Raw genomic sequence first — 22619 nt, 5'->3', positions numbered from 1 at the left:
CTTGATGCGTGATCGATCAGGGACCGTCACAAAGGGAAGGGGGAAGCAACTGGTAGAGAGGATAGCGAAAAAAGGGTTCTCGTGAAGAATTGGCTGTTCATTCACGGAGCCAATTCAGCTTCGCCGTTCTGGAGTCGTCGGTACCGTCCGAAGGTCGCGTTTCTCCAGGCCCCCTGATCCCCCACCTGGCTCAAAACCGCCTTGCCATTTGAGGCAGGGGCCTCTTTGATTGGCCGCTTTCGCGGGCACAGTGGGGCAGGGGTCGCCTCGCAGCGTTGCCGAAACAGGCGGGCAGATACCAGGCGGCGAGGTAGGGGGAATGCACAGGCAGGCCATCATCATGGCAGACGGCCAGGGCAAGCGGTGGAGGGAGAGTCTTCCTCCGTTCCGGAAGTTCGCAAAGTTGTCGCTGCGCAAGCAGGCAAAGAACATGCGCCAACTGTACAGGCGCATGAGATCGCGAATGGATCGCCTACCAAACGACAAGCACCTGATTTCCATCGATGGCGAAACGCTGCTTCAGCGACAGGTCAGGCTGTTGCGGGCGAACGGGGTGAGCGATATTCACATCTCCTCCCGCAACAGCGCCTACGAGGTACCCGGCGCCACCCGATTCGCTCCGATCGACAATGTCTACGAGGTGGATCGCTTTCTGTCGACGCGTCCCGTCTGGAACGATCGTGGACAGATCATCTTCATCTATGGCGATGTCTTCTACAGCGAGGCGGCCATGCAGTCCGTCTGTGCCCCGCTTGCGGAGGGATACCTGTGGTTCGGCCGCTCGTGTCCCGGCCCCTTCCCCGGCCAGAGGCACCCGGAACTCTTCGCGTTCAGCTTTGCTGCGCAGTGCGCAGACCGGATCGAGACAGCGCTGCGAACGGTGCGGCAGAGATACATCGCCGGGGAAATCCGACGCTGCATCGGCTGGGACGTCTACGCACAGATGCAGGGGCTGGACGCGAAACCGGGCCTGGTGGACGGGAATTTCGTCGAGATCAACGACATCACCGACGATTTCGACAGTCGGCGCGATTATCGCGCCTGGCTGAGGCACTATCGAAACCTGCAGTCAACGCGCCTGTCCCGGGAAGGAATGCGGAAAGCATGCCGCCAGGCGCATGAGTAGCCAGCCGAGTCGTCTCTGCGCCTTGGCCAACCACCGGCGTCTTGCCTTGTTGCTGCGCGCCAGCCGTCGGAACCTTCGGGCATGGTATGTCAACCGCGCACGCGGTCCCATCACGGAGCGGTATTTCCTGTAGAAGGTGCGATGAGTCAGGATTCGGTTCTCGGGACAATCCAGATGATCCTCCCGTCCGGCATAACGCAGGACCACGGCCTGGGGCACGGCCACCAGGTGCTTGCCATGCAACAGGAAGTCCACGGCAAGCGCACGGTCCTCGGCCGTAACCAGGTCCGGGTCATAGCCGCCGACTTCGTCAAAGGCGGCCTTGCGTACCACGGTGTTCTGCCCTGAAAACCCCAGATTGTCCGTCAATATCTCCGATACGGCCCGGTCCAGACAGTCGAGGGAATGCTTGACGTAACGCGCGCCGCCAACGACCTCGTCCATTCGTGCGATCAGCATGTCCGGCGCTCGGGAAGCGCCCTCCATCGCGTCAACGATCCTTTCCAGATAGTCCGGCATCCACGCATCATCGTCGTCAAGAAAGGCGACATAGTCGCCCCCGGCCTGCGCGGCGCCGGCGTTGCGTGCGCGGCTTGCGCCCACTCTTGGCGGCAGCGACAGAAGGATGACCGAGGCCGGCAGGCGCTCCGGCCTCACGGGATGCCGGCCGTTGTCGACGACGATGACCTCGTCGGCCGCACGGCTCTGCCCCATCACGGAGGCAAGCGCACGTTCCAGGAGATCCGGCCGGTCACAGGTTGGAATGACAACCGAGACAGCTACCATACAGCACTTATCTTGTTTGTGTTTTCCAACCCTGGCCCCGGTTTCCTGTTCTTATCGTTGTGTTTCCAAGATAGCGGGGAGAGGAATCGCGAACAAGGTTCATTCAGGCACAAGCCCGGCGGGCAGGGTCCTGGACCATCGAGAGATGTCAGCCCCAACCAACGCTCGGCCCGGCCGGCGAACGCTTGAGCGCCCGCATCGCCTTCCTGCGGTAGCGTTCCTGGCGCGCGCGGGTCCGCTTGTACAGCCAGCGGTCCAGCAGGTGGCGGGCCCTGTAGCGTCCATAGCTCCTGCGCGTGGCGCCGAAGAGCTGGTTGGCATACACCTTGCCATCGCCCTCGTAGCTGACGCCGGTGTAGTGGACCGGGATCAGGCGATAGGAGGGCCAGATGACGATGTCCGGCCGCCATTCCCAGATCATGCGCGAGACGAACAGATTGCCGGTGGAATGCCAGGGATCGTGCAGGTGCCTGGGATCCGTGCGGGCCAGCTGCTCGACCAGCTGCCCGACAAAGGGATCACCGGGTGGGCAGGCCACGACAGGCGCGACCAGTTCGCCCCTGACGAGCTCGTTCTCGTAGACGGTATGCGCACAGGGCCGGGTCAGAAGCTCCTCGATGTTGTGCAGGCAGATGGAATCGGCCCCGGCCATATAGCCACCTTCGCGATAGAGGATCTCATAGCGCATAAGGTCCGCAACGCCATGGTATTGTCCGCGTCTCAGATACTCGTCGATCTGGGCGCGGGTGCGGAAGTCCATGCGCTTCAGGTCATTGTTGCCATAGAGCCTGTACGCCCAGTCCGGATGCTTCTCCGGCCAAGTCTGCATCCATTCCATGGGGGCCGGCAATGGACCAACCCAGACATGGGAGAGCTTTTTCGGGATCGCAGGGTGCATCGATGAGGCAACTTGAACCAAAGGTGAACTGGAACGTCAGCGTAGTATGCTGCCATCATGCTTACGAAATGACGACTGTCAGGCAAGGGTGACGCCGATAGCGTTGTCGACCGACGGCATTCTCAGCGTCGCGGCAAGCCCCCCTTTGGCATCATGGTGAGATGCGCCAGCAGGGAGCCTCGAACCAGGCTGGCACCGACGGTCAATGCCAGCGGCGCCGCCTGGCCGTGTGGCCCACCCTTCGAGGCTCCGCGCTCACGCGCTCCGCACCTCAGGATGACGTCTTTTTTAGTTTCAGTTCACTAACTACCGTCATGGTGAGGTGGCGCACGCGGTGCGCCCTCGAACCATGCCGGCACCGGCGGTGGGGCCGGGGAAAATGCGAACAGCGCCGCCTGGTCCTGTGGCCCGCCCTTCGAGGCCCTGCCTAGCGGCGGGTCCTCAGGATGATGCCGTTACCTTGTGGCTGACATCTTCGCTTGCGACGGCACGATCCGCATCCTCGGCCTGCCCCGTCAACAGCTGCTCATAGGCCGCCAGCGACGCCTCCCAGCCGAAATCGGCCGCCCGCGCCTTCTGCGCCTGCGGGTCAGCCGGCGCCGCCACGGCCTCCAGCAGGGCGCGACCCATCGCCTCGGCGTCGCCCACCGGCGCCAGGTGGCCATAGCGCCCGCCCTCCAGGATCTCCGCCGTGCCGCCCGGCGCATCGGTAGCCACCACGCTGCGGCCGCAGGCCAGCGCCTCGATCACCACGTTGGGCAGGCCCTCGAAGCGCGACGACAGGGCGAAGACATCGGCGCGCGCGATCCAGGCCAGCGGGTTCTCCTGATAGCCGACGAAATCGATGGCATCCTCCAGCTCCAGCTCCTTCAGCAGGTTGACCGCGCGGGTGATCTTCTTGCTGCGGCCGTCGGCGTTGGCCAGCGGGCTGTCGTCGCCCACGACAAGCAAGCGCAGGGGCCGTTCGCGCCGCGCCAGGGCCAGGGCGCGGAACAGTGTTTCGTAATCCTTCTGCGGCGAGATGCGGCCCACGGCCACGACCACCGGCACCTCGCGCTCCGGGGCCAGCCAGGAGTGCTCCACTGGCGCGGCCGCCAGGGCCTCCACGTCGCCGCTCAGCGTCGGGCTGTGGAAGACCTCTATGGCCTGGCGGTCCAGGTCGCAGGTCTCCGCCAGGTCGTCGGCTACGGCATGGGATACGGCGTGCACGGCCGCCACCTGGCCCAGGGCGCGCCGCAGGGCGGGCAGGAAGGTGCGCCCGCGCGCCTTGTTCTTGGCCGACAGCCCACCGGTCAGGTGCGAGCGGAAGCTGGCGACGATGCGCGTGTCGCTCCGGGACATGCGCTTTGCCAGCGTGGTCGAGAAGATGAAGTCGGGCATGGGCGCGAACACGGCGCGCGGGCGCTCGGCGCGCAGGTAGCGCGCCAGGTCCGGCAGGATGCGCAGCGTGGGAAAACCGTTCACCGGCAGCACCAGGGGGCGCAGGTTGACCGCCAGGCCGGCGGGATCGGCGGCCGCCACCGCGGCGCGCCCGATCGGCGTGGCGCTCTGCTCCAGGGGTACGATCCGCAGGCCGTCATGCTGCGGCGGGCTCAGCTGCCCCTCGTTCTCGGCCAGCAACAGGTCCACGGGCCAGCCGCGCCGCAGCAGGCACTCCGCGATCAACAGCGTCATGCGCTGCACGCCGCCGGGCCTCAGGTTGGCGCAGCACAGCGCGATGGCGCTTCGGGAGGCACTGCCCGGCGGCGCGTCGGTCTTGCGGGATGTCCCCATGAAAAATGAAACTCGCCCCAGTCTCGAAACCGCTGCGAGCCTAGGCCGCGACTGCCCGCGGCTCAAGCCTGTTGTTGCGCAGCCGGCGAATCGGGTCGGGGTGAATTGCCCGTGGCGCCGCCTGGCCTTGTGGCCCGCCCTTCGAGGCCCTGCCTGCCGGCAGGGCGCCTCAGGATGACGCCATTTCTTTATGGCAAGCGCCGATTTTCGTAAAGCCGCCGCAAGCACCCACTTGGCGTCATGGTGAGGTGGCCCCGCAAGGGGCCCTCGAACCATCTCGGCACAGGCGGGTCAACTCGCTAGCCGCCCTCGTCCCTTGGTTCAGGCCGTCCGCCTCGGCGGCGGGCGCGGGCCTGGAGGGTGGGTCAGTCTTCGGCGATCAAGGCCTCCTTCTTCGCGCGGCTCCAGCCTTTCAAGCGGCGTTCGGTGGCGATGGCCTCGTCCATTTGGGCAAAGGCCTGGCACCAGACCAGGAACACGGGCCGGCGCCGGACGGTATAGCCGTCGTAGACACCAGCATTGTGCTGGGCCACCCGCTGTTCCAGCGGCCGCGTGCTCAAGCCGACGTAGTAGCTGCCGTCGGCGCAGCGCAGCATGTAGACGTGTATCTCCTCCATTTTGGCAAGTATAGCGGGCTCCTCGAAGGCCGCAAGCACCCCCACGCCCCGTGGCATGCTCCTTCGAGTGCGCTGCGCGCAGCCTCAGGATGACGCCATTTCTAATTTCAACTCACAAACTGGCGTCATGGTGAGGTGGCCCCGCCAGGGGCCCTCGAACCATGCCGGCACAGGCGGTGGGGCCGGGGAAAATGCCAACGGCGCCGCCTGGCCCCGTGGCCAGACCCTTCGAGGCCCTGCCTGGCGGCAGGGCGCCTCAGGATGACGTCAAGACTTTATGGCAAACAGCCGCCCCACCGCCATCAAACGCCATTGCCTCGCGCGCGCGTTTCCTATACCCAGCGCTCCATGAACAAGGTTCTTCGCATGTTCTTCGCCGCCGAGGGCGCCGGCAAGTGGAAGGTGCTGGCCTGCCTGTTGCTGGGCAACATCGTCCAGGGCATCGGCATCGCCGGGCTGGTGCCGCTGATCGCCGTGGTCAGCGAGTCGGCGAACCAGGAGCCCTCGGCCGCCGCGACCTATATCCTGGACGGCGTGCGCACGCTGGGCATCGAGCCCAATCTGGAGGTCCTGCTGCTGATCGTCGTCGGCGGCATCGGTGCCAAGTCGGCCATCAATCTGCTGGCCATGCGCTATGTCGGCTATACCGTGGCGGACATCTCCACCTACATGCGCCGGCGCCTGCTCACCCACCTGTTGAACGCGCGCTGGGCCTACCTGTCGCGGCAGTCGCTGGGACGCATGGCCCAGACCGTGAACGGCATGTCCGTGCGCGCCGGCCAGGCCTTCAAGCTGTCGGCCACCATGCTGTCGAACGGTCTGGAGGCCACGGTCTATATCGTCGTCGGCTTCTTCGTCTCCTGGCAGCTGTCACTGGTGGCGATGGCCATCGGCCTGCTGATCACCGTGTCGCTCAGCCGCTTCGTGAAACAGGCGCGCAAGGCTGGCAAGAAAGACGCGGGCCAGACCAACGAGCTGTCGTCCCTGCTCTCCGATGCCTTCCTGGGCATCAAGTCGCTGAAGGCCATGGAGCGGCAGGCCGACTATGTAGGCCTGATCACCAGCAACATCTCGCGCATGCGCAAGACCATGCGCCAGAAGGTGATCAGCAAGGAAAAGCTGACCAATGCCCAGGAGCCCCTGCTGGTCATCTTCCTGGCCGGCGGCTTCTATGTGCTGATCGAGATCTTCCAGATGCCCATCGCCCAGCTGCTGGTCATGGGCGTGATCCTGCAGCGCACGGTGAAGACCATCAACAAGCTGCAGCAGCAGTACCAGCAGGCTGCGGTGATGGAAGGCTCCTACGACATCCTCTACGACATGGTGGACGAAGCCGCCGCCCAGGCCGAGGACCGGGGCGGCAGCAAGCAGCCCAGCCTGGACCAGGGCGCGCGCTTCGAGAACGTCTCCTTCGCCTATGCCGACCAGGACGGGCCGGTGCTGCACGACCTGACCCTGGAGTTCCCGGCACGAAAGCTCTCCGTGCTGACCGGCCCCTCGGGCGCCGGCAAGTCCACGGTGACCGACCTGCTGCTGGGCTTCCAGCAACCGGCCAGCGGGCGCATCCTGGTGGACGGCACGCCGCTTAACGAGCTCGACCTGGTCGCCTGGCGCCGGATGATCGGCTATGTGCCCCAGGACCTGATGCTGTTCACCGAGAGCATCCTGGCCAACATCACCCTGTTGAACCCGCATTTGACCGAGGAGATGGCGATCGAGGCCCTGAAGGCCGCCGGCGCCTGGGACTTTGTCGCCGGTCTACCCGAGGGCATTCACACCCAGGTGGGCGAACGCGGCGCCCGCTTCTCCGGCGGCCAGCGCCAGCGCATCTCCATCGCCCGCGCCCTGGTCCACCAGCCCAAACTGCTGATCCTGGACGAGGTTACCAGCGCACTGGATGCGGTGACGGAGGAGAGCATTTGTCGGATGATGAAGAGATTGAGCCAGGACATTACCATCATTGCCATCTCCCATCGGCCAAGCTGGATGGAGGTGGCGGATGTGGTGCATAAGCTGGAAAAAGGACGGTCGGTAAAGGACAATGAAGGGAAAGAGAGAAAGGCTATAGGGGAGCAGGGGACCTAAAAAAGATGTGTCTATTAATTAATACATGTATAATTATTTTAATAAAAAAGTATTTTTATACTTGTAAGAACAGAATAATATTATTGGGATTTAGATATAAGTAGTTTCGGATTGTCCGTTCCAATTTCCGTAAACCCAGCATTAATGCATAGATCCATCCATTCTGGATCATTTACAGTAAATATAACACTCTTTCCATTTATGGATGATAAGTATCTATAATATTCATAACTTCCATAATACAATGCTAATCTTTTGAATCCTAAATTATTTAATTCCCTTGCCCCCCGACCTCGAGGTTTTTTTGCGTAAAAACCAAAATGGTTCAGATTAAACTGACGTGAGTCATCGATCGCATACCGGCCTTCTTCTCCAGGGAGACCAACCCAGCATTGCAAAATCTGGACTCTTGGGGCTTGGCTAATCCAAGGTTCAATTCTTCCAGATTCAACCATCACCACAGCTATCTCTTCCAAGCCTGCTTGGCGGATAGCCCGTTCGACGGCCTTAATATGGTTTATTTCGCTCCCAACCTCATTCTCTACTTTATAATGGATATAAAGACGTTTGGGATTTGCAGTCCCTAATTCGGCTAAGGTGCTTCCCAATGAGGAAATTTGGTAATCGCCATAAATTTTCAGGGCATCGATCTCTTGCGATTGCATTTCCAATATATTTACTACTTCACGGCCATTAGAGGTATGAGCCGTCATATCCGAGTCGTGACAAACGTAAGGATGATTATCTTTACTGAACAGGAGATCAAACTCTACGCCATCCGCTCCTTCTCTCAGCGCACTCATTAAACTGGGAAGTGTGTTTTCTGGGAACTCAAGAGGGAGGCCCCGATGAGCAATAACAAGAGGGCGAGGCCCCGATCGCTTTCTAGAAAGAAATATTTTTGCAATCGGAGATATAAAAGGGTCTAAAACCTTCCCTATATATTTCTTTTTAGTCATAAATTATGTACACTTATCTTCTACACAAATAAAGTTTTCTATTTTTTTGTCTCTGATCATCTTTAGATTCAGTAGATACTAAGGTAACATTATTATAATTCTTCCTTATTTCTTCCTCCTGTTCATTTTGCTGTTGGGGCTTTCCGTTCGACTCAAAGAGCATATTATCCGAGATCGCGGCACAATGTTGAATAAGTTCTTTCCAATTATCCAACCACATACATACAGAAAGCAAGAAAATGATATCAGGTTTTCCTTGAGGGCAGAAATCCTTGACCAAATCCAATGGATCCTTGTCAACGTTCAGAACATAAAATTCAAGGTGGTGAAATTCATGCACATTCCTGATTTTATTGGCAGCATTAATCATATAGGGGTCATAGTCGATCCCCACCCCCCATTTTAACTGATCAGCCAACGCGAAAAGCATGCCCCCCTGATTCGTTCCAATATCCAATACTGTCTTACCCTCGAAGACAAAAGGAACATCTTGAAGGCGAAGACTGGGATTACGCTGACCCTGAATTTTTTCCCCTAAAATATTGAGGGTGTGATATCCTGCTGGATGGATTCTTGCAGAATACGCTGATCCGCTTGTTTTTGTGTAATTAAGTATATTATTTATACTCGCTATTTCTTTTTTATTTATATCTAAAATATCATCTGTATTAATTCTACTGAAATAATATTTGTTTTTATTTGATTTATTATTTTTTCTAACTTTTCTTTTTATATATCTTTTTATATACTTCATTCTGAAACCTCTTTGTGTTGCTCCTAGTAACATGCAAAGATCCTTTGTCTTATGATAGTATTGATCATTTGTATAAGCCCAGTTTTTCCGCCCAAGCCATACAGCATAAAAGATGAATGCCCCTATCCAAGAGACACGGGCAATATCTTGCTCATCGATAGATATCGAAAGAGATGTATTATCTTGGAGGTTGAGCGTGTCTCTCAAACGTTCCCTGGAGATAATTTCCACGAGATGGAGAGGAGTGCGTGACCACCTATACAACCACACAGGTTTATTATCCACTGTTGCCGGCCAAAGCAATCTCTTGTCGCGGTCAAAACGTAAGGCGCGTGTATTGTTGAGTTGAACGGGTTTATTAAGAACCACATTTAGAGAGCCAGGGTAGATTTTCTGGGATGTTATATCTTTGAGTTCTTTACTATTTTCTTCAATTACTGAGCATGCTCGTCCTCTTCCTGAAATAACCTTTCCCTTTAAAGTTTTCATCATTTTCTAAGAACCTATACATCTTACGGAAATATCCAAAGAATTTAATAGAGCCTAAGAAGTTTGGCTTTTGATTGACAACATAAGATGAAGTAAACCAATAGCTACAAATAATAAGCAGTCACAAACAAGCGATTGACAGTCATCATTCCTTCTTGGGCGATGACGAAGGGAAGCAATACGCCAGCCGCATTACCAACCAACTGACCTTTCTTTGGCTCTTTCGAAACAGCCAACTGCTTTGCTTATTGGTCCGCGCCATACGTCCCATGTATTTCGCATGGTATATCAGACGTTCGCGCGGCCCCATTACGGAACGATACTTTTCGTAAAAGGCGCGGCGCCCCAGAATATTATTCTCGTGAGAGTCAAGATGATCTTCTCGTCCGGCATACCGAAAAACGATGGCCTGAGGAACAGCGGCCAGATATTTACCGTGTAACAGAAAGTCCACGGCAAGCGCACGGTCCTCTGCCGTCAGCAATGCGGGATCATAACCTCCAACCTCCCGAAAGGCGACTTTCCGTACCACGGTATTCGGTCCACCGAACCCGTGATTCTCTGTGAAGATCATGGAGATTGCATGATCCAGATACTCAAGGGAATGAAGTACTTGCCGCTCGCCCTCGACAAACTGATCAATTCGGCCTATCAGCATGTCGGGCGGACTAGAGGAGCTTTCTATGGCGTGAGCCATTGTCTCCAGATAATCAGGTGCCCAAGTATCATCGTCATCAAGGAAGGCAATATAGTCTCCCGACGCGTTCTCTGCACCGGCATTACGTGCTCGACTGACACCCACTCTTGGCGGCAATGACAGGAGGTGCACCGAGTTTGGCAGCTGGCTCATATCCAAGGGGGTCCGACCATTGTCCACGACCAAGATCTCATAGGCCTGGCGGCTCTGGCTCATGACGGAGGCAAGCGCGCGTTCCAGCAGCAACGGCCGATCACAGGTCGGGATAACTACTGATATGTCTGTCACAAACCACCTTCTTCCCATGGATAAAATGTCATTAAGAGTGCTGATTCTTTCATTTTCTGCATGCGTCATACCTTGGCCTTGTAATGAAAAACAAGAGCCGAGCTGCATTGCAAACAGGAATAGAGGTCCGTTCGGCTCAGAGCCAAGATGCTTGAGGAGATGACCCTTGCCTCGTTTGCGCACAAGCGCAATCATCAATCAACGATTCCAGTCGTATTTGGATGAAGCATTGGAGTTACGTCAGTTAGCCAAACTGATGGAGATGGCCAATGCAGCTTGCCCCCCTACCGGTTATAGCTTAGCCCGGTATGAAGGTCTGTTGTATGTGAGTTGAGAAGCTAATAAATGAAATCGTATAAATATAAATTCCAACCTTATTACATCATACGCCCCAGAACCTGGCAGAAGCATCTGAAGGCAATTGATCTTCGTACAGCTGTTTCTCCAGAATGGGGATATACTTACATACGCATTCCCAAGGCAGCTAACAGCACTATAATCCGTACATTACAGCATAATTTTCCCGATACACGAATTACATCGGACCACATAGGTACAATAAAAAAAGAATATCTTCATTTTAGTGATTTCACCTTTTGGCAATCTCTCTTTCTGTCTAATAGACTATTTATATTTACAATTGTTCGAAACCCCTATTCCCGTATTCTTTCTGCTTATCTCAACAAGTTAGCCGACAGAAACATGGCGGAATTCGCGAAATACTCTGAACAAGTCTCTCGATATGATGAAGGGCAGCTCTCATTCTCAGGCTTTTGCCGCTATCTTGCCGATGGAGGAGAACAAGAGAACCCTCATTGGATGCGTCAGAGCAGGATACTGAGCGTTAGTGACCGGATCGACTATATTGGCAAAGTCGAATATTTAGAAAAGGATCTCGACAATATTGTCCGACGCATTTCGACGAGCGCAAACCTGAATATCGAGCGAAAGGGCGAGCAGACCAACGCCACTGAGAAACTCCAAGCTTACTACGACAACGAATGTCGACATATCGTGGAGGAAATCTATGCCCAAGACTTCAGTGACCTAGGCTACGCAAAAGAGTTCTAGCGCCCGTAGCTAGAATGTCCGAGCGAGCAGGTGCAGATTCTGTACTGCCAGTGAATCTGAAGTCAGGATATCTTCGACCTCCGGCCGCCATTCAGACTCATGGGCGACATAGACGAAATCAAAGCCGTAGTGACGCGCGACCTCCCGATCCACACGGGAATCTCCGAACAGCAGACCTTCACCGGGTTTCAAGTCGCCCAAACCGGCGCGCTGCATATTCCGGAACTTGTCATTGGGCGAGCCATAGATGCCCTGGAACCACTGCGCCAGGCCGCGTTCCGCGAAGATATCGCGCAGTTCCGTCTCGCTGCCGCCGGAGTTGACGTAACAGGCAATGCCCCGCGCCTGGAGCGCGGCCAGCAGCTCTTCCACACCCGGGATCAAGGCACAGTCCCTCAGGCCCTGGCGCACGATCTCGCCATAGCGCTCCACGGCCTGCTTCACCGGCTCCTCCGGTGCGCTCATGCCTTTCATGATGCGAAAGAAGTGATCGAACTTCACCTGGCGCGCGATGCCGCCGTTGGCCTTGTGCCAGGCGACGAACTCGGCCACCAGGGCCGGATCCTCGCCCTCCAGCGCCTGGGCGAAGGCCTCGGACTTCAGGCGGTTGGAGGCCAGGATCACGCCGTCGCAGTCGAAGACCGCAACGCGGTAACGTGCCGGCTGCATCAGGGACTGGCCTGCATTACTTGGCGGCCGCCCGTTCGCGGAAGATCTCGCGCACCCGCACCAGGTCCTCGGGCGTGTCCACGGCGACGGAGCTGGTGGTGACCTCGACCATCTGCACCTCATAGCCCATTTCCAGGAAGCGCAGGATCTCGATGTCCTCCACCTGTTCGTGCGGGGTCTTGCCGCCGCGCCCGGCGAAGGCCGCCAGGGCGGCGCGCGGGAAGGCATAGATGCAGACCTGCTTGTGCGACCAGTCGAAGACGCCGTCCTTGCGCGCCGGGATCGGCCCCCGCGACATGTAGAGCAGGCGGCCGTCCAGGCGCGTCACCAGCTTGGGCACGGTGGGGCTGCGGTACTCGCGCTCGTCGGCGATGGCGCACATGGCGTTGAAGATCCGCTCAGGCTCGGCCTCGGCCCGGGCCAGCACGGCGCGGATATCCTCGGGCCGGATCAGCGGTTCGTCCCCCTGGACGTTGATGAAGGTCTCGGCCTCGATCTGTCGGGCCGCCTGGTGGACCCGGTCCGTGCCGGTCAGGCAGTCGTCCGGCGTCATGACCACCTGCGCCCCACCGGCGCGGCCTGCCTCGGCGATGCGGTCGTCATCGGTGGCGATGAAGACCTGCTCCGGACTGGTGGCCTGGCAGCAGCGCTCCCACACATGCAGGATCATCGGCCGGCCCTCGATCTCCACCAGCGGCTTACCGGGATAGCGCGAGGACTTGTAGCGGGCCGGGATGACGATGGCTGCGTTTGGCACGGGTGGGTTCCTTCCGGTTGGTCGTTGTTCCTAACCGGCGTCATGCTGAGGCGGGCTGCGCAGCAGCCCCTCGAAGCAGCCCGGCACGGACAGTGAAGGTTGCTAAGCCCGGTCCTTCCGCCGGTGCCAGTCTCCTTCGAGGCTCCGCGCTGGCGCGCTCCGCACCTCAGGATGACGCCAGTCTTGTTACTCTTCGTCCCTCCGCAATCCAAGCCCCTCACATAGCATAAACGGAGGTGGCGGTCAGGTTATAGCGTGTGGGCGTCAGCGAGACGACGGGCAGGTCGGGATGCTGCGCCTGGAAATCCTCCAGGAAGCCGTTCATGGCGCGGAACTTGTCGTTGGCCCCGTCATAGCCGTCGAAGCCGGCCACCAGGATTTCGCGTGCGCCGCCGGCAGCCGCCGCGGCCATGGCATAGGCGGCCACCAGGGGCGCCGGCACGACACAGCCGCTGGATGTCACCTCCAGTTCCTGCCGCTGCACGGCCATGCCGTAGTCCAGCACGTCGCGCCCCTCGAGCTGGCGGCGCAGGTCGCCGGGCAGGCTGTCCTTCGGGGTCAGCAGCGGCTTGTCGCGCCAGCCGTCGGTACTGCCCAGCAGCTGCAGCATGCGGCCGGGATGGCAACAGGCCACAGTGTCGACCAGGTCGGCCGGCACGAAGGGCAGCGGGTTGAGCGCCACCACATGGGGGCGTTCGCGCTCGATGAAGCGCGCCAGGGCCGGCCAGTGCCGCTCGGCCGAGGGGCCGGCCGCGACCAGCAGGACCTGCTGGCCGGCGAAGGCGCCCTCGGCCGACCAGCTGCCTTCGGCCTGGGCGAACTGGCCCAACAGGGCGTTGTCCACGCCCGAGGGGCTGTAGGCCCGGCCGCCAGAGCGGCCCAGCACCTCGATCAGGGCGATGATGTCGTTGGCGTCGAAGCGCTCGTCGGTCAGCATGTCCTGGACATAGGTCGGGTGCACCTCGTGCAGGCCGGCCAGGTAATAGAACAGGTTCTTGCCCCAGCCGTAGTGCGCGTGCAGCGCGGCGATGCCGTTGTTGGCGAAGTCGTAGAGCGGCGCCGGTCGCACGTCTTTCAGGTTGCGCTGCTGCAGCTCGGCGGCCAGGTACTCCATCTGGGTGTTGCCGGCGCCGCGGCCCATGCCGCGCACCGTGGCGTCGATCCAGCCGGCGCCGGCGCTGAGGGCGGCCAGGCTGTTCGACACGCCATAGCCCATGTTGTCATGGCCGTGGAAACCCACGGGCCCATTCCAGGCCCGGCGCAGGGCGGCCACGGTCCCCTGCACCGCCGCGGCGTCCATGTTGCCCAGGGAATCGGCAAAATAGAGCGCCTCGATCCCGCCGAAACCGACGGCGGCACGGGCCAGCTCGCCCAACCGCTCGGGTGTGCAGCTGTTGGCCTGCATGATGTTGAGCCCGATGCGATAGCCCAGGTTGGACAGCTCCGCCACCAGCGGGCCGCAGGCCTCGACCTGGCCCACGTGGGCGGCGATGCGCACCAGGTCGACAGGCGAGTCCGCGGCGGGCGCGAAGTGACGGCGGATCAGCTGCGCCGGTTCCGGATCCTCCTTCAGGTAGTCGCCGGCGTTGATCATGACGCCATAGGTCAGATTGCCGGGCAGCTCCAGGCTGTCCAGGAAGGTGTCGGTGGTGTAGGCGAAAGGCCCCAGGAAGCGGGCCTTGGGCGTGAAGCGGAAGCCGATCTCCACCACGTCCACGCCGCAGCGCGCCATGGCCGACAAGTAATCCGCGACCAGGTCGGCGTCGAAGTCCCAGTCGTTGTAATACCCGCCGTCGCGCAGGGTGCAGTCGAGAAGCGTCAGGTCGGTGTGCACGTCATTCACCCCTAGAACACAGGAAAGGTCTAACCAAAGCCGCGATGGACTTCAACGGCTGCCCAAACGCGTCTGCATGTCATCGATGAAGCGCGGCGTCTCGTCCTTGTCCCCGTCGATGATCATGTTGCGTTCCATATAGGCCTGGACCTGCTCCAGGCTGCCGGATTTACTATAGAAGGTGTTGATGTCCTTCAGCGTGAACTGCTCAAGGGACTCGCCACCAATAACGGCCTGTTCTCCGACATATCCATATCGATCGTAACTGTACGCATCCAGCCCGAAGAGGTACAGGCAGGGTGTTCCTTCCAACAGGACCTTGAGGATCGCGGTCGTATTGCCACTGATGCAGAGGTCGATCCTCTGCGCGAACTCTTCTATGCCAGCCGTCCTGTCGAAGATTTCGCACTGGATGTCCTGGATTTCGCTGTCCGTGTTACGGGGATGCGGCTTGTAGAGCACACGCGCGGGGCGCAACACCCTCTGCACGCCGGCCAGCAGGCGATTGAGCCCTTCGCTGTCGGGATAGACATTGGTGGTGATTCCGATGACCGGGCTGTCCGGCACTGTCCTGAAGCTGAGGTCTTCGGCCTTCCCGCCATAGACATGACGGTTCACGATTATGGAGCCATAACTGGCCTTTAACCTGTCCGCCAGGAGGTTGTTGATGCAGATGGCATAATCCACCGGGAAGGGGGGACGGAAACTGTGATGCTGCCAGTACTGGTAATAGATCACCGGCGCACCGAATTTCCGGGCAGCCCGGGCAAAGGCGATTCGCCGCGCGCCCAGGTCGGACACGATGGCCATCGCCGCGGGCGGACGTTCCGCGAAGCGGCGCTCCGCGACGGCCTCGTACAGGAAGAATTTCAGGAAGTCCCGGCCGATCCGCGCAGTATATCGCCTGCGGATCCAGCTGTAGTTCCGCAGGACTTTCCCCAGGCGCCGCTTGAGGAAAAGCTGTCCGAATAGAAAGGACAAAAGCGGCGTACGCTTGTCATAGGAGATCGTATCGAATCGCGCCGACCCGAGTATCCCTGTGATGAAGGTCCGGATTTCCCGGGTCTTGTGCGAATCGCTGGCGAACAGGATGGCGTCCGGATCATGGTCGCGGATGAACCGCATCGGCGTGCAGGAGATGGCGATCAGGTCCGTGAGCACAGCCCATAGAAGGGGGAAGCCGCGCAAGGCCGCGTGGTCATACTCAGGTGGATAATTTCGTCCCAGATAGCGCAGAACCGCCAGAAGCGAGCTGTCCATGTCTGTGCTTGTCCTTATCCCGCACGACTGCAAGCTGGCGTGCGTCTGGCTCCACCGCTAGCGCCGGAACAGGTGCTTGATTTTCTTCATGAGGCTTTTCTGACGTGCGCGCTGCCTGGCAATACGTTCAAACGAGGCGCGTCCCTGGGCCCTGAAGGCTGCGGCCGCGGCATCGAAATCCAGGGGCTTTGTGTAACGGAAGATGGCGCAGATGTGATCTTCCATTTCATACTCGACGGGTTCGAAATGGTCCGCGTTCTCCGCAAAGAAGTCCCGCTGATCCGTGAACTTGCCGTCCGGCTTGTGCTTGTAATAGTGGAAATCCGTCATGTAGAGGACGGTTTCTCCCGGAATCATGGAGGGTCCGAAGGTCTGCATTGTATAGAGAAACGGCTCGCCCTCCTTGGCGGCATCAAGGACGAAAAGCCCGATCTGACCTTCGTTCCAGCGAACCTTCTCAATATCGCCCTGGTGGAAATGAATGGGCACGCCAAAGGGCGACAGCGCCTCTTTCACCCAGGGCAGGGTATCCTGATTCTCGTCGAATTCCACGCCCCAGGCACGGGCCTTTTCCATATGCGTCGAACGACAGCGCCATTCGTCATAGACATGAAGCGGGGTGTCTTTTCCCGAGTCCCGGACGCCCAGGGCGAGATAGGCGGTTCCCGACCCCAGCCAGCTGCCGATTTCGACGATGTTCCGCCCCGCTTCGACCTGGGCAGCCGAACGCCTAAGACGATCGCCGATGATATGCCCGCCCATGGAGGGAATTCGGGCGGCAATGTCTTCGAGAGAGGCAGCAGTGGTGTCAGTCATGGGCTCTTCACTGGTCAGAATGGTGCATGCTCTGGCGTGGACGCCAAGAGCCGGGGAATTGCGCGTGATCCACGCATCCTCTCATAGCGGATGGCTCGTCACAATCAAGCCTTTCCGCAGGTTTGATGCGTGACGTAACCTGCTTCGAGCTCAGGGACACTGCGATACGCGTGCATGCCGACCAGAACACTACCCAGGCGGAAGACGCCGGATTTCCTCGGCCATGAGACACACACCTTGCCACGCAATAAGTTTATTGTGTGGCAATGACTGCGACGGGCCTGGGAGACTGCTGGTGGCGCCAGTGCCAGGCTGCTTCGAGGCATTGACTGGCGTCAATGCACCTCAGCATGACGCCAAGGGATGACAATATTCACCCCGGCCCGACCGTTCGTGCCAGCGCGCTTCAAGGGCGTCCTGCGGACGCTGCCTCAGCGTGAGGGGAGACGGGTGAGGAGGCCACAAGGAAAACCCTCATCCAGAGGTGCGGAGCGCGCCCTTCGAGACGCCGCCTTGCGGCGGCTCCTCAGGATGAGGAGCGCGGAGCCTCGAAGGATGCGGCCACAGGGCCAGACGGCGCCGCTGGCGTCCTGCCGGTCCCGACCCTTACCGCGTCGGCACCGGCTTGTCGCCGCTGTAGTCGTAGAAGCCGCGGCCGGCCTTGCGGCCGACCCAGCCGGCCTCGACGTACTTCACCAGCAGGGGACAGGGGCGGTACTTGCTGTCGGCCAGGCCGTCGTAGAGCACGTGCATCACCGCCAGGCAGGTGTCCAGGCCGATGAAGTCGGCCAGCTCCAGCGGGCCCATGGGGTGGTTGGCGCCCAGCTTCATGGCGGTATCGATGGCCTCCACCGAGCCCACGCCCTCGTAGAGGGTATAGACCGCCTCGTTGATCATGGGCAGCAGGATGCGGTTGACGATGAAGGCCGGGAAGTCCTCGGCGGCCACCGGGGTCTTGCCCAGCTGCTCGGTCAGCTGGCGGATGGTGGCGAAGGTGTCCTCGTCGGTGGCGATGCCGCGGATCAGCTCGACCAACTGCATCACCGGCACCGGGTTCATGAAGTGCATGCCCATGAAGCGCCCCGGCCGGTCGGTGGTGGACGCCAGGCGCGTCACCGAGATCGACGAGGTGTTGGTGCAGATGATGGCGTTGTCCTTCAGGTGCTCGCAGAGCTCGTGAAAGATGCCGCGCTTGACCTCCTCGTTCTCGGTCGCCGCCTCGATCACCAGGTCGCAGTCGCCCAGCTCGGGCACCGAGGCGGCCTTGGAGATCTGCTTGAGCGCCGCCTGCTTGTCGGCCTCCGAGAGCCGGTCCTTCTTCACCTGGCGGTCCAGGTGCTTCTCGATGCCGGCCAGCGCCTTGTCCAGCTGTTCGTCGGCCAGGTCCTGCAGCAGGACGTCGTAGCCCGCCTGGGCACAGACCTGGGCGATGCCGCTGCCCATCTGGCCGGCGCCGATGACGCCCACTTTCGTGATGGTGAAGTCTGCTCTGCTGTTATCCTGGGACATCTCGATCTGGCTCTTTCTTCCTGTGGAACTTCGCCGCCCCGGCCGTGCGCCGGCCGGCTGGGGGCCTATTGGTCCAGGGCCTTCTCCAGCTCGGGCACCGCCTCGAAGAGGTCGGCGACCAGGCCGTAGTCGGCCACCTGGAAGATCGGGGCCTCGTCGTCCTTGTTGATGGCAACGATCACCTTGGAGTCCTTCATGCCGGCCAGGTGCTGGATGGCGCCGGAAATGCCCACGGCGATGTAGAGCTCGGGCGCCACCACCTTGCCGGTCTGGCCGACCTGATAGTCGTTCGGCACGAAGCCGGCGTCAACCGCCGCGCGGCTGGCGCCCAGGGCGGCGCCCAGCTTGTCGGCCACGCGCTCCAGGATGACGAAGTTGTCGCCGCTCTGCATGCCGCGCCCGCCGGAGATCACGACCCGCGCGGTGGTCAGCTCGGGGCGCTCGGACTGGGTCAGCTCCTGGCCGACATAGCCGGTCAGGCCGACGTCGCCCGTGCCCTCCAGGGTCTCCAGCTCGGCGCTGCCGCCCTCGGCCGGCACGGCGTCGAAGGCGGTGCCGCGCACGGTGATCAGCTTCTTCGCATCGCCGCTCTGCACTTTGGCCAGCGCATTGCCGGCGTAGATCGGGCGCACGAAGGTGTCGGTGGACTCCACGGTGACGATGTCGCTGATCGGCTGCACGTCCAGCAGGGCGGCCGCGCGTGGCAGCACGTTCTTGCCGAAGGTGGCGCTGCCGGCCAGGATATAGTCGTAGGTCTCGGCCAGCCTGACGATCAACGGCGCCACGTTCTCGGCCATCAGGTGACCGTATTCCGGCGCGTCGGCCAGCAGGACCTTCTTCACCTCGGGCAGCGCCTGGGCGGCCTGGGCGGCCTCGCCACAGCCGTTGCCGACGACCAGCACATGGATGTCGCCGCCGCCCTGGGCGGCGATCTGCTGCGCGGCGTTGAGGGTGCTCAGCGTGGCGGCGCCCAGCTGCGTGTTCTCGTGATCGGCGATTACCAGGATGCTCATCAGATCACCTTCGCTTCGTTCTTCAGCTTGTCCACCAGCTCGGCGACGCTCTCGACCCGCACGCCAGCCTGGCGGGCGGGCGGCTCGGAGACGTTCAGCACCTTGAGGCGCGGCGCGATGTCGAGGCCCAGCTCAGCGGCATCGAGGGTCTCGATGGGCTTCTTCTTGGCCTTCATGATGTTGGGCAGCGAGGCATAGCGCGGCTCGTTGAGGCGCAGGTCGGCGGTGACGATGGCCGGAGTCGAGAGGTCCAGGGTCTCCAGCCCGCCGTCGATCTCGCGGGTCACGCGCAGCGTGCCGTCCTGCTTCTCGATCTTCGAGGCGAAGGTGCCCTGGGACCAACCCAGCAGGGCGGCCAGCATCTGGCCGGTCTGGTTGAAGTCGTTGTCCACCGCCTGTTTGCCCAGCAGCACCAGGTCCGGCTGTTCCTGCTCGACCACGTGCTTGAGCATCTTGGCGATGGCCAGGGGCTGCAGGTCCTCGTCGCTCTGCACCAGGGTGCCGCGGTCGGCGCCCATGGCCAGCGCCGTGCGGATGGTCTCCTGGTTGACCTGCGGGCCGCAGGAGACGACCACCACCTCGCTGGCGATGCCCTGCTCCTTCAGGCGCACGGCCTCTTCCACGGCGATCTCGCAGAAGGGGTTCATGGACATCTTGACGTTCGCGGTCTCGACCCCGGAGCCATCGGACTTCACGCGAACCTTGACGTAGGCGTCGATGACGCGCTTGACGGCGACCAGTACCTTCATGGGCTATCCTGCAGTCCTGCTGTCGTTGGATGAAGCTGTTTCGTCTTCGCGATGGAAACCGGCAGGACGAGACCCGCGCGGCCTGTTGTTCTGGATTGCGCCCGGCCCACAAGAAACGCGCAGTCCGGGACTGTGCGCTGCACCATAGGAAGGCCTACAGCATGTGTCAATTGCGTGCCTCCGCCGCCCGGGTTTTCCGGGTCCGTGGTCGATTTCTCCCCGCACAGCCACAGGTTATCGATTCTTTCCGGGCACCCAGAGAACGTCGTTCCGACCCTTTTCGTTCTGATAGCGCCCCAGCACGAACAGCAGGTCCGACAGCCGGTTCACGTACTTCACCGCCTCGGCATTGAGCGGGGTGTCCTCGGCCAGCTGGGTGACGTCGCGCTCGGCCCGGCGCACCACCGTGCGCGCCAGGTGCAGCCAGGCCGAGGGCTTCGTGCCGCCGGGCAGGACGAAGGTCTTCAGCGGCGCCAGCTCGGCGTTGTAGCGGTCGATCTCCTGCTCCAGCCAGGTGACCTGGGCGGCGGTGATGCGCAACGGCTCATATTCGGGCTCGGGCTCCTCGGGCGTGGCCAGGTCGGCGCCCAGGTCGAACAGGTCGTTCTGCACGCGGGTCAGCAGCGCCCGGGTGGCCTCGTCCAGCCCGTCCTCGGCGAGCAGCAGGCCGAGCACGGCATTGGCCTCGTCCACGGTGCCGTAGGCGGTCACCCGCAGGTCGTGCTTGGGCACGCGGGTACCGGAGGCCAGCGAGGTCTTCCCCTTGTCGCCGCCGCGGGTGTAGATGCGGGTCAGCTGTACCATCTCGTTCCTCCTGCTGCGCTGCGGGTCGGCGCGCGGGTGGCGCCTACTTCGCCGCCATGGCCAGCGCGAAGAGCACCAGGGCCACGCCCTGCATGATGATGCGCCAGCGCATCAGTTTGTTGCCGTACTTGCGATTGAACTCGCCCCCGCGGGCCATGGAGAACAGCCCCGCGAAGAGCACGCCCAGGGTCATCAGCATGGCGATCACCACCAGGATCATCATGAAAGCATTCATGACAGCCGCCTATCGTTCGTGTCCCGACCGGCCCGTCCCTGCGGACGTCCGGCCATTCCCAAAAACCTCACCTCATCGGGCCTCGAAGTACCCTGGCCCTGAGCCTTGGCGAACCCCATCGGCTGAGCCGGCATCCTTCGAGGCTCGCTAACGCTCGCACCTCTGGATGAGGAGAGGATAGTGACCAGCACCAAATCTCCCCTCATGCTGAGGTGCACCCCGCAGGGGTGCCTCGAAGCACCGGCACATGCGCCAGCCAAACCTCTCACACAACTAATCCCATCGCGCGGCCGGCACAAACCCTAAAGTGCGGGGGCGGCGGGCGCCACGGCGGTGGAATAGAGGTAGGACAGGTAGGTGGCGTAGAGCGCCACGAAGACCACGCCCTGCCAGCGGCGGATGCGCAGGCCCACGGTGGCGGCGCCGATCAGCAGCAGCGAGGCGCCCAGCAGCACCCAGTAGTCCAGGCCCAGGATCTCGTGGGGCACGGGAATCGGCCTGACCAGCGCGGTCACCCCCATGATGCCGAAGAGATTGAACAGGTTGGAGCCCAGGATGTTGCCGAAGGCCACGTCGGCGTGGCGCTTCAGCGCGGCGATCACCGAGGCCACCAGTTCCGGCAGCGAGGTGCCGATGGCCACCACCGTCAGCCCGATCAGGGTCTCGGAGACGCCGGCCAGGCGCGCCAGCTGGATGGCGGAATCCACCAGCAGGCTGGCGCCGATCAGCACGGCAATCAGTCCGCCCAGGGCGACCAGCAGGTTCCTGGTCAGCGAGCCCGGCAGGGGCTCGATCTCGGCCGCCTCGGCCTCGTGGAGGCGGGCGGCCGCGGTGCTGCGCCGTTCCTGGAAATAGCAGAAGGCCAGGTAGAAGACGAGCGCCAGGAACAGGCCGAGGCCCATCCAGCGGGTGATGAAGCCGGCATAGCAGACAAAGCCGAAGATGACGGTGGCCACCAGCATCACCGTGCCGTCGCGCTTGAGCGCGAAGCGGCTGCACAGGATCGGCATGATGACGGCCGTGGAGCCGACGATGAGCAGGATGTTCGAGATGTTGGAGCCGACGACGTTGCCCACGGCAATGCCGGGTGCACCGGCCAGCGCCGCCTTCACCGAGGCCACGAGCTCGGGCGAGGAGGTGCCGAAGCCCACGAGGGTCAGGCCGATGAGCAGCTGGGATATGCCGAGCCGCTTGGCCACGCCAACGGAGCCCCGCACCAGGAATTCTCCGCCGCCGCACAGCAGGATGAGGCCGACGAGAAGGAGGATGTAAACCATGGACTGCCTGGCGACCGGTTACGGAAGGGGGCGGTGCGGACGCGAAAGCGTCATGGTTGCTGCAAATCTGTCTTCCCGCGCGGCTTTACAAGTCCAAAGCATCGAATTCCCCCTTGGTTGGTCTCCGCCGGCGCGCCCTCGAGGCCCGGATCC

The 22619-nt window shown here is 61.0% G+C and carries 21 protein-coding genes; 3 read left to right on the top strand and 18 right to left on the bottom strand.

Features of this window, described 5'->3' with window-relative positions; all coding sequences use genetic code 11:
* Positions 1-463: 463 nt before the first annotated feature.
* On the top strand, positions 464-1126 hold the full coding sequence (locus ACFOW6_RS09720) for a hypothetical protein (protein WP_382422165.1): 663 nt from the start codon (positions 464-466) through the stop codon (positions 1124-1126).
* Here ACFOW6_RS09720 and ACFOW6_RS09715 read toward each other — a convergent pair.
* From ACFOW6_RS09715 to ACFOW6_RS09700, 4 genes are all read right to left on the bottom strand, one after another.
* A complete protein-coding gene (locus ACFOW6_RS09715) occupies positions 1070-1912 on the bottom strand; it encodes a glycosyltransferase family 2 protein (protein ID WP_382422164.1) in 843 nt (280 codons plus the stop codon). The two genes, ACFOW6_RS09720 and ACFOW6_RS09715, sit on opposite strands and share 57 nt — an antisense overlap.
* A gap of 148 nt (positions 1913-2060) precedes the next feature.
* Positions 2061-2750, bottom strand: a complete 690-nt coding sequence (locus ACFOW6_RS09710) for a glycosyltransferase (protein ID WP_382422163.1) — start codon at positions 2748-2750, stop codon at positions 2061-2063.
* Positions 2751-3251: 501 nt separating this feature from the next.
* Positions 3252-4583 (bottom strand): glycosyltransferase, encoded by a 1332-nt coding sequence (locus tag ACFOW6_RS09705; protein ID WP_382422162.1) that lies wholly within the window; start codon positions 4581-4583, stop codon positions 3252-3254.
* A gap of 365 nt (positions 4584-4948) precedes the next feature.
* Positions 4949-5257, bottom strand: a complete 309-nt coding sequence (locus tag ACFOW6_RS09700; protein ID WP_382422161.1) for a GIY-YIG nuclease family protein — start codon at positions 5255-5257, stop codon at positions 4949-4951.
* 291 nt (positions 5258-5548) lie between these two features.
* On the opposite strand from ACFOW6_RS09700, the gene ACFOW6_RS09695 reads away from it, so the two are divergent.
* The gene (locus tag ACFOW6_RS09695) at positions 5549-7285 is read left to right on the top strand and encodes a peptidase domain-containing ABC transporter (protein WP_382422160.1); all 1737 of its coding nucleotides are present in this window, start codon (positions 5549-5551) and stop codon (positions 7283-7285) included.
* An 80-nt stretch (positions 7286-7365) separates the two neighbouring features.
* Here ACFOW6_RS09695 and ACFOW6_RS09690 read toward each other — a convergent pair whose 3' ends face one another.
* The 3 genes from ACFOW6_RS09690 to ACFOW6_RS09680 all read right to left on the bottom strand — a co-directional run bounded on the left by ACFOW6_RS09690 (position 7366) and on the right by ACFOW6_RS09680 (position 10667).
* Positions 7366-8244 carry a glycerophosphodiester phosphodiesterase gene (locus ACFOW6_RS09690; RefSeq protein WP_382422159.1) on the bottom strand — a complete coding sequence of 293 codons (879 nt, stop codon included), beginning with the start codon at positions 8242-8244 and terminating at the stop codon, positions 7366-7368.
* Positions 8245-8257: 13 nt separating this feature from the next.
* Positions 8258-9490: a methyltransferase domain-containing protein gene (locus tag ACFOW6_RS09685; RefSeq protein ID WP_382422158.1), complete on the bottom strand. Its 1233-nt coding sequence runs from the start codon at positions 9488-9490 to the stop codon at positions 8258-8260.
* A gap of 142 nt (positions 9491-9632) precedes the next feature.
* Positions 9633-10667 carry a glycosyltransferase family 2 protein gene (locus ACFOW6_RS09680; protein WP_382422355.1) on the bottom strand — a complete coding sequence of 345 codons (1035 nt, stop codon included), beginning with the start codon at positions 10665-10667 and terminating at the stop codon, positions 9633-9635.
* Positions 10668-10817: 150 nt separating this feature from the next.
* Here ACFOW6_RS09680 and ACFOW6_RS09675 point away from each other — a divergent pair, with 150 nt between their 5' ends.
* Positions 10818-11543 carry a sulfotransferase family 2 domain-containing protein gene (locus ACFOW6_RS09675; RefSeq protein WP_382422157.1) on the top strand — a complete coding sequence of 242 codons (726 nt, stop codon included), beginning with the start codon at positions 10818-10820 and terminating at the stop codon, positions 11541-11543.
* 9 nt (positions 11544-11552) lie between these two features.
* Here the strand turns inward: ACFOW6_RS09675 and ACFOW6_RS09670 are convergent, their stop codons facing one another.
* The 11 genes from ACFOW6_RS09670 to ACFOW6_RS09620 all read right to left on the bottom strand — a co-directional run bounded on the left by ACFOW6_RS09670 (position 11553) and on the right by ACFOW6_RS09620 (position 22466).
* Positions 11553-12212: an HAD family hydrolase gene (locus ACFOW6_RS09670; protein ID WP_382422156.1), complete on the bottom strand. Its 660-nt coding sequence runs from the start codon at positions 12210-12212 to the stop codon at positions 11553-11555.
* A 16-nt stretch (positions 12213-12228) separates the two neighbouring features.
* A complete protein-coding gene (locus ACFOW6_RS09665) occupies positions 12229-12969 on the bottom strand; it encodes a 3-deoxy-manno-octulosonate cytidylyltransferase (RefSeq protein ID WP_382422155.1) in 741 nt (246 codons plus the stop codon).
* A 217-nt stretch (positions 12970-13186) separates the two neighbouring features.
* Entirely contained in the window at positions 13187-14803 is a 1617-nt protein-coding gene (locus tag ACFOW6_RS09660; protein ID WP_382422154.1) for an aldolase catalytic domain-containing protein, read from the bottom strand.
* A 51-nt stretch (positions 14804-14854) separates the two neighbouring features.
* Positions 14855-16063 carry a hypothetical protein gene (locus tag ACFOW6_RS09655; protein ID WP_382422153.1) on the bottom strand — a complete coding sequence of 403 codons (1209 nt, stop codon included), beginning with the start codon at positions 16061-16063 and terminating at the stop codon, positions 14855-14857.
* A 57-nt stretch (positions 16064-16120) separates the two neighbouring features.
* A complete protein-coding gene (locus tag ACFOW6_RS09650) occupies positions 16121-16879 on the bottom strand; it encodes a class I SAM-dependent methyltransferase (RefSeq protein ID WP_382422152.1) in 759 nt (252 codons plus the stop codon).
* Between the two features lie 606 nt (positions 16880-17485).
* On the bottom strand, positions 17486-18388 hold the full coding sequence (locus ACFOW6_RS09645; protein ID WP_382422151.1) for a 3-hydroxybutyryl-CoA dehydrogenase: 903 nt from the start codon (positions 18386-18388) through the stop codon (positions 17486-17488).
* 65 nt (positions 18389-18453) lie between these two features.
* Positions 18454-19401, bottom strand: a complete 948-nt coding sequence (locus ACFOW6_RS09640; RefSeq protein ID WP_382422150.1) for an FAD-binding protein — start codon at positions 19399-19401, stop codon at positions 18454-18456.
* On the bottom strand, positions 19401-20150 hold the full coding sequence (locus ACFOW6_RS09635) for an electron transfer flavoprotein subunit beta/FixA family protein (RefSeq protein ID WP_382422149.1): 750 nt from the start codon (positions 20148-20150) through the stop codon (positions 19401-19403). Before ACFOW6_RS09635 ends, ACFOW6_RS09640 begins: the two co-directional genes overlap by 1 nt.
* Before the next feature lie 234 nt (positions 20151-20384).
* Positions 20385-20954 (bottom strand): cob(I)yrinic acid a,c-diamide adenosyltransferase, encoded by a 570-nt coding sequence (locus ACFOW6_RS09630; protein ID WP_382422148.1) that lies wholly within the window; start codon positions 20952-20954, stop codon positions 20385-20387.
* A gap of 43 nt (positions 20955-20997) precedes the next feature.
* Positions 20998-21189: a twin transmembrane helix small protein gene (locus ACFOW6_RS09625; protein ID WP_382422147.1), complete on the bottom strand. Its 192-nt coding sequence runs from the start codon at positions 21187-21189 to the stop codon at positions 20998-21000.
* Positions 21190-21491: 302 nt separating this feature from the next.
* Positions 21492-22466, bottom strand: coding sequence for a calcium/sodium antiporter (locus ACFOW6_RS09620; RefSeq protein ID WP_382422146.1), 975 nt, complete (start codon positions 22464-22466; stop codon positions 21492-21494).
* Between the last annotated feature and the right edge of the window lie 153 nt (positions 22467-22619).

This window comes from Fodinicurvata halophila (genome assembly GCF_042651425.1).
GTDB lineage: Bacteria > Pseudomonadota > Alphaproteobacteria > Kiloniellales > DSM-21159 > Fodinicurvata > Fodinicurvata halophila.
The sequence above is the reverse complement of the archived record's forward strand: the minus strand, read 5'-3'. Positions and strand labels throughout refer to the sequence as shown.

Coding starts and splice junctions, on each gene's coding strand:
- ACFOW6_RS09620 (WP_382422146.1), bottom strand. CDS start 22,466: ATGGTTTACATCCTCCTTCTCGTCGGCCTCATCCTGCTGTGCGGCGGC.
- ACFOW6_RS09650 (WP_382422152.1), bottom strand. CDS start 16,879: ATGACTGACACCACTGCTGCCTCTCTCGAAGACATTGCCGCCCGAATT.
- ACFOW6_RS09715 (WP_382422164.1), bottom strand. CDS start 1,912: ATGGTAGCTGTCTCGGTTGTCATTCCAACCTGTGACCGGCCGGATCTC.
- ACFOW6_RS09680 (WP_382422355.1), bottom strand. CDS start 10,667: ATGATTGCGCTTGTGCGCAAACGAGGCAAGGGTCATCTCCTCAAGCAT.
- ACFOW6_RS09640 (WP_382422150.1), bottom strand. CDS start 19,401: ATGAGCATCCTGGTAATCGCCGATCACGAGAACACGCAGCTGGGCGCC.
- ACFOW6_RS09635 (WP_382422149.1), bottom strand. CDS start 20,150: ATGAAGGTACTGGTCGCCGTCAAGCGCGTCATCGACGCCTACGTCAAG.
- ACFOW6_RS09700 (WP_382422161.1), bottom strand. CDS start 5,257: ATGCCACGGGGCGTGGGGGTGCTTGCGGCCTTCGAGGAGCCCGCTATA.
- ACFOW6_RS09705 (WP_382422162.1), bottom strand. CDS start 4,583: ATGGGGACATCCCGCAAGACCGACGCGCCGCCGGGCAGTGCCTCCCGA.
- ACFOW6_RS09670 (WP_382422156.1), bottom strand. CDS start 12,212: ATGCAGCCGGCACGTTACCGCGTTGCGGTCTTCGACTGCGACGGCGTG.
- ACFOW6_RS09710 (WP_382422163.1), bottom strand. CDS start 2,750: ATGGAATGGATGCAGACTTGGCCGGAGAAGCATCCGGACTGGGCGTAC.
- ACFOW6_RS09630 (WP_382422148.1), bottom strand. CDS start 20,954: ATGGTACAGCTGACCCGCATCTACACCCGCGGCGGCGACAAGGGGAAG.
- ACFOW6_RS09690 (WP_382422159.1), bottom strand. CDS start 8,244: ATGACTAAAAAGAAATATATAGGGAAGGTTTTAGACCCTTTTATATCT.
- ACFOW6_RS09695 (WP_382422160.1), top strand. CDS start 5,549: ATGAACAAGGTTCTTCGCATGTTCTTCGCCGCCGAGGGCGCCGGCAAG.
- ACFOW6_RS09655 (WP_382422153.1), bottom strand. CDS start 16,063: ATGGACAGCTCGCTTCTGGCGGTTCTGCGCTATCTGGGACGAAATTAT.
- ACFOW6_RS09685 (WP_382422158.1), bottom strand. CDS start 9,490: ATGATGAAAACTTTAAAGGGAAAGGTTATTTCAGGAAGAGGACGAGCA.
- ACFOW6_RS09720 (WP_382422165.1), top strand. CDS start 464: ATGGATCGCCTACCAAACGACAAGCACCTGATTTCCATCGATGGCGAA.
- ACFOW6_RS09675 (WP_382422157.1), top strand. CDS start 10,818: ATGAAATCGTATAAATATAAATTCCAACCTTATTACATCATACGCCCC.
- ACFOW6_RS09645 (WP_382422151.1), bottom strand. CDS start 18,388: ATGTCCCAGGATAACAGCAGAGCAGACTTCACCATCACGAAAGTGGGC.
- ACFOW6_RS09625 (WP_382422147.1), bottom strand. CDS start 21,189: ATGAATGCTTTCATGATGATCCTGGTGGTGATCGCCATGCTGATGACC.